General features: G+C 52.0%; 5 protein-coding genes. 3 read left to right on the top strand and 2 right to left on the bottom strand.

Annotation, left to right across the window (positions count from 1 at the left end):
• Positions 1-394 (top strand): hypothetical protein (locus ACJROR_RS00860; RefSeq protein WP_406545450.1); only part of this gene is annotated, 394 nt, incomplete at its 5' end.
• Between the two features lie 94 nt (positions 395-488).
• Here the strand turns inward: ACJROR_RS00860 and tsf are convergent.
• Together tsf and rpsB are read right to left on the bottom strand one after the other, a co-directional pair.
• Positions 489-1,406, bottom strand: coding sequence for a translation elongation factor Ts (gene tsf, locus ACJROR_RS00855; RefSeq protein ID WP_406040610.1), 918 nt, complete (start codon positions 1,404-1,406; stop codon positions 489-491).
• Between the two features lie 65 nt (positions 1,407-1,471).
• The gene (gene rpsB, locus ACJROR_RS00850; protein ID WP_406545449.1) at positions 1,472-2,212 is read right to left on the bottom strand and encodes a 30S ribosomal protein S2; all 741 of its coding nucleotides are present in this window, start codon (positions 2,210-2,212) and stop codon (positions 1,472-1,474) included.
• Between the two features lie 339 nt (positions 2,213-2,551).
• Here rpsB and map point away from each other — a divergent pair, with 339 nt between their 5' ends.
• Positions 2,552-3,361 (top strand): type I methionyl aminopeptidase, encoded by an 810-nt coding sequence (gene map / locus ACJROR_RS00845; protein ID WP_406545448.1) that lies wholly within the window; start codon positions 2,552-2,554, stop codon positions 3,359-3,361.
• Positions 3,362-3,372: 11 nt separating this feature from the next.
• Positions 3,373-5,988 carry a [protein-PII] uridylyltransferase gene (glnD, locus tag ACJROR_RS00840; protein ID WP_406545447.1) on the top strand — a complete coding sequence of 872 codons (2,616 nt, stop codon included), beginning with the start codon at positions 3,373-3,375 and terminating at the stop codon, positions 5,986-5,988.
• Positions 5,989-6,000 lie beyond the last annotated feature (12 nt).

The raw sequence follows: 6,000 nt of genomic DNA, 5'->3' as shown, positions 1-6,000 counted from the left end.
TCCTTCTTACTTTGTTAAAAGCGAAGAGGATTGGGAACGCTGCGAGTACGGCAAAAATCTGTCTGTTCTGGGTTTTTCGGACTATCTGTACCTGGATTTCCCGGATGATCCGCAGATTGTGATCAGCACCGACACCGGAGAAGTTCTGGGCGGCATTTGCCAGGATTCCTGTTCTGTGGCTGTGGTATACAAAGCCGAACTTGAAAAACACAACCCCGATTACGAAAAAGCTTTCGGCGACATTGATAACCGGACAATAATTGAGGACTTTGACGGGGAAATCGCCTGTGAAGTCGTGCCGGTTGAAACTGAATACGGCAGTGATACAGATACCGTAATCACCGGTACCGGCAACATCAATTTCAGATCCTGCTATGAAGAGGATCTGTCCTGATTTATTCAGCAGGGAATCTCTTTAAAGGGGTTCCGGCAGACACAAAAAAAGGCGGTCGCCCGCCTTTCTTTGTTAAACAGGAGAATTCCCGAGCTTACTTGCCCTGAGCAGCGGCTACCTGAGCGGCAACCTCAGCGGCAAAGTCAACTTCCTTCTTCTCAATGCCTTCGCCAACCTTGAAGCGCACAAAGGTCTTCACAGTGGCATTGCCTTCCTTGAGAACCTGACCAACCTTCTTGGTGCCGTCCTTGACAAAGTCCTGAGTAACCAGAGAAAGCTCATCGAAACGCTTGTTGATACGGCCTTCGATAATGTTGGCAAGAACGTTAGCCGGCTTGGCCTTCTTTCCTGCGGCAACATTTTCAGCTTCTTCCTTCTCGGTGATCTCAGTCTGAATCTGACGCTCATGCTCGATCTGATCCTGCGGAGCCTCTTCCTTGGTGATGTACTGAGGAGCGCTGGCGCAGATATGCATGGCAATGTCGTGGGACAGCTGAGCATCGCCGCCTTCAAGAGAAGCGATTACGCCGATAAGCTTGTTGCTGTGAATGTAAATGCCGAGATTGGAGCCTTCGAGAGAAGCAACGCGGCGGACGGACATGTTCTCGCCGATCTTGGCAATCAGATTGGTAAGAGTGGTCTGAACAGTATCGGAAGTGCCGGTATAGGTCTCGTTCTTGAGAGCCTCAACATCGGTAACATTCTTTTCCAGCGCAATGCGGGCAACATTGTTGCAGAATTCATTGAAACCGGCATCCCTGGCAACGAAGTCGGTTTCGCAGTTGATTTCAACAATGAAAGCCTTGCTGTCATTCGCAGCGTAAGCAATTACGCCTGCGGCGGCAATGCGGCCGGCCTTCTTGGCAGCCTTGGCCTGGCCGTTCTTGCGCATGTTATCAATAGCAACTTCGATGTCGCCGTCAGCAGCCACAAGAGCCTTCTTGCAGTCCATCATGCCGGCGCCGGTGCGGTCACGGAGCTCCTTTACGAGAGCAGCGGTAATGTTAGCCATTTGGTTATCCTTTAATTGGAAAATTAAGACAGGGGATCGGAAACTGGCTCCGATCCCGGTAAGTATTACTCAGCCTGTTCAGCAACCGGTTCCTGAGCCTGCTCGTCAGCGCGGGCATTGGTCAGGGCTTCGCGGGCATCATTAACAGCGCCGGTAACAGCCTTCAGGTAGAGAGCAATAGCACGAATGGCATCGTCATTGCCAGGAATAACGTAGTTAACGCCATCAGGGCTGGAGTTGGTATCAACAACGGCAACAACAGGAATGCCCAGCTTGTTGGCTTCGTCAATGGCAATGTGCTCAACCTCGGCGTCAATTACAAAGAGAGCATCGGGAATGGTGCCGAGATCCTTGATGCCGCCGAAGCTCTTCTCAAGCTTGGCGATCTCGCGGGTACGGAGCAGAACTTCCTTCTTGGTGAGCTTGTCGAATGTGCCGTCAGTAGCCTGAGTCTCCAGATCCTTGAACTTTCTGATAGACTGACGCACAGTCTTCCAGTTGGTCAGAAGACCGCCCAGCCAGCGATGGTTAACATAGTACTGACCGCAGGAAAGAGCAGCTTCCTTAACCTGGTCTGAAGCAGCGCGCTTGGTTCCCACAAAAAGAACCTTGCCCTTCTTGGCAACTACAGAACCGAGGAAGTTAAGGGCATCATCAAGGCAGGCAACGGTCTTGTCCAGGTTGATGATATGAACGCCGTTTCTGGAGCCGTAAATATACTGCTTCATCTTAGGATTCCAGTAACGGGTCTGGTGGCCGAAATGAACACCGGCATCGAGCATTTCGCTCATGGTAACGTTTGACATTTGATTTCCTTATCAGGGGTTAAGCCTCCGCCAGACTGCGAATGGAACCCGAAGGCACCCCGCATTCGCATTGACATCAGGCGTGTGTTTTAGACAAATAAACAAAGACTCCGCGAACTCTCGCAGAGCTCCGGCATTATAACGAATGAAATACACAAACACAACCCGGAAATTAAGGACAGCTTCGGCCCGGGATCAGGGGGCCGCCCCTGATGCCGCTGTCTCAGCCGAAAGCTCCGGCCTCCGCCGCCGTCTCAACCCCTTCTGATTTTCTCTCTCATCTCTCCGATCCCCGAAAATGCTATAATTGAGGCATTTACAGCAATTATGAGGCAGAACATGAGAAATCAACCTGATATCACCATTAAATCACCGGAGCTTATTGAGAGAATGCGCATTGCCGGCAAGCTGGCCGGAGATGTTCTTACCATGATAGAACCCTATGTGAAGCCGGGCGTCACCACCCTGGAGCTGGACAACATCATGCTGGATTATATTGAAAACACCCAGCATGCCATTTCCGCCTGTCTCGGCTATCAGGGCTATCCCAAATGCACCTGCATTTCCGTCAATGAGGAAATCTGCCACGGCATTCCCGGCGCCAGAAAGCTGCACAGCGGCGACATCGTAAATATCGATGTCACCGTAATCAAGGACAAGGCCCACGGGGATACCAGCAAAATGTTCGTTGTGGGAGGACATACCACCCCGAGAAACCATGAACTGGTCAAGGTAACCCAGGAAGCTCTTTATGCCGCCATCCGCGCCGTAGGCCCCGGCAAGGATCTCACCATTGTAGGCAAGACCATTCAGAAAATTATCGACAAAACCCCCTTCTCCATCGTCCGGGATTTCTGCGGCCACGGCATCGGCGAGGGCTTTCACGAGGATCCTCAGGTGCTGCACTACGAAAATGACTTTCATGTGCTGCTCACCCCGGGTATGGTATTTACCATTGAACCCATGATCAATGCCGGAACATGGAAGTGCAAGGTCAGCTCCAAAAACGGCTGGACCGCCACCACTCAGGATAAACAGCCCTCCGCTCAGTTTGAACACACGCTGCTCATTACCGAAGACGGCGTCGAGGTGCTCACCTGGCGCGAGGAGGAAGCCGGCCGGCTTGATCGCATTATCCATAATTCCTGACAGGAGTACCTATGAAGAACGCCGCCGCTTTTCTGCCCGCTGATCCCATAACCATGGAAAACGGCCGCGCCGCCATAAAGGATCAGCTTCAGCATATGGCGGAACTGTTTTTTGAGGGAACTCCGGTAGCCGCTCTGGTGCAGTTCCGCACGGAATTTACGGATCTCCTCCTCCGGAAAATCTGGCAGCAGTTTCATCTGGACGAATTTCCGGAACTGGCGCTGGTGGCCGTGGGCGGCTATGGCCGGGGCGATCTCCAGCCTCATTCCGATATTGATATTCTTATAGTCGCTCCCGAAGTCATTCCGGATGAGGTTAAGTCCCGCATTTCCCCCATGACCGGGCTTTTATGGGATCTCAAGCTGGATGTGGGACAGGCGGTGCGCACGGTAGAGGAATGCATCAGCGAAGGCCGCAAGGATGTTACCGTTGCCACGAATCTTATGGAAACCCGCCTCGTCACCGGAAATGCCGCCACCTATGAAAGGCTTAATGCCGCTGTCAGGGAACCGGACTTCTGGCCCCCGCAGGAATTTTTTAAGGCAAAGATAGCGGAACAGAACAATCGGTATCACTACTATAAGGATACCGTGTATATGCTGGAGCCGGATCTTAAAAATAATCCCGGCTGCATCAGAGATATCCAGACCATGCTCTGGATTGCCGAAAAGGCCCTGGGCATCAAAACCATCCGGGACATGAGAAAAAACAAACTGCTGAGCCGGATTGAATACTACGAACTCAGCAGCTGTCAGGATTTTCTCTGGCGGCTCCGCTTCGCTCTCCACCTCACCGTTTCCAAACCGGATAACCGGCTCACCTTCGACAGACAGCGGGCCATTGCGGAAAACCTGGGCTACACCGGCGAAGGCAATGCTCCGGTGGAAGTTCTCATGAAGCGCTTCTACCAGACCACGCATACCGTCCATGAGCTCAATAAAATCGTTACCCAGCTCATAAGAATGAGGCTCTTCAGCTCGGAAATCCCCCGGCGCACAGTGCATTGTCAGCCCTTTATATTCCGAGGCAGTCTCATTGACGTTCTGGATCACAACATATTCATCAAAAAACCGGAAATCATTCTGGAGCTTTTCCTGACTCTGGCAGAGCATGACGAGCTTACCGGCATTTACGTGGAATGCATCAGAAGCCTCAGGGAAGCCCGGCGGCACATCAGATTCCTCCTTTCGGAAAAGAAGGAATGCCGGGAACTTTTTAAAAGGCTTGTTGCCAATCCCAAGTCCCTTAAGGTGGCCTTTCCCCTGATGCACGAGCATCATATTCTGGGCATGTACATCCCCCGCTGGAATGAGATCCGGGGACTTATGCAGTTTGACATGTTCCATCAGTATACCGTTGACGAGCACACCATCAGGGTTTTGGAAAACATTTACCGCTTTGCCTATGAAGCCGATCCCCGCTTTACCCTGTTCCGGCAGGTATACAGCGAAATCGATAAGCCGGAGCTCCTGTCCGTGGCCGCTCTCTTTCATGACATCGCCAAGGGCCGCGGCGGACACCACGCCGCTCTGGGAGCTCCGGATGCCCTGTATTTCTGCAAGCTGCACGGCTACAACAGATTTGAGAGCAAACTGGTATCCTGGATCGTCAGAATGCATCTCTACATGTCAATTGTGGCCCAGCGAAGGGATATTTCAGATCCGGATGTGGTAGCGGAATTCGCCGCCGAAATCGGGGACGAAACCTTCCTGAACTACCTTTACTGCATGACCGTGGCCGATATCAACGCCACCAATGACAATGAATGGAACAGCTACAAGGATTCCCTGTTCCGGACTCTTTACTTCTCAGCCCGGGACGCCATGAGAAAGGGCCTGGAAAATCCTCCGGATCTCAATCTCCACATCCGGGAAAACCAGAAGCGAGCTCTTGTTCCCCTGGTTAAAATCGGTCTTTCGCCGTCCTTGGTTCGTAAAATATGGGCAAATTTCAAACCGGAATATTTCATAAGATACCAGCCGGAGCAGATTGCCTGGCACACCAGCAACATTATCGCCCACCGGAATGAAGCCCATGAGCCGCTCATTCTTTTTGCCCAGAATCAAAACACCAAATGCACCGATCTTTTTGTCTATACCAAAGATTCCGACGGCATCTTTGCCAGGGTCTGTGCCGTTTTGGGCAGCAAAAAGCTCAATATCATGGCCGCCACCATTTCCAACACCAATGAGAATTATGCTCTGGATACCTTCTCATTCACCCAGAATGACGGCGCTCCGCTTCCGGCGGATCGCATGAGCTCTCTCCGGAAAGCCCTTTCCGGAGCATTGCAATCAGCCGATTACAAAGCGCCGGAAATCACCGCTCATTCCGAACGTCTGGGACTTTTTCGGATCCCCACTCTGGTGACCTTCCTGAAAGACCGGGAACACGGTACCTCGGAACTGGAGATCTCCACTCTTGATATCCCCGGCATCCTGGCCAGAATAAGCAGCGTCTTCCAAAAGCACCGGCTTTCCTTGCATGCCGCAAGAATCACCACCACCGGGGAAAGAGCCGATGATTTTTTTTCTCTCACCAACAGCGACGGCAGTCTGCTTACTGAGGAGCAGAAAAACGCCATTCAGAAGGACATCACCGAAATTCTTGCTCACGGGAAGGAATAAACCAGGACTCCT

This window comes from Succinimonas sp. (assembly GCF_045225735.1).
Taxonomy (GTDB): domain Bacteria; phylum Pseudomonadota; class Gammaproteobacteria; order Enterobacterales; family Succinivibrionaceae; genus Succinimonas.
The sequence above is the reverse complement of the archived record's forward strand: the minus strand, read 5'-3'. Positions and strand labels throughout refer to the sequence as shown.

Excerpts from the sequence above, each read along its gene's own strand:
- glnD (WP_406545447.1), top strand. The coding sequence starts at position 3,373 with ATGAAGAACGCCGCCGCTTTTCTGCCCGCTGATCCCATAACCATGGAA.
- tsf (WP_406040610.1), bottom strand. The coding sequence starts at position 1,406 with ATGGCTAACATTACCGCTGCTCTCGTAAAGGAGCTCCGTGACCGCACC.
- map (WP_406545448.1), top strand. The coding sequence starts at position 2,552 with ATGAGAAATCAACCTGATATCACCATTAAATCACCGGAGCTTATTGAG.
- rpsB (WP_406545449.1), bottom strand. The coding sequence starts at position 2,212 with ATGTCAAACGTTACCATGAGCGAAATGCTCGATGCCGGTGTTCATTTC.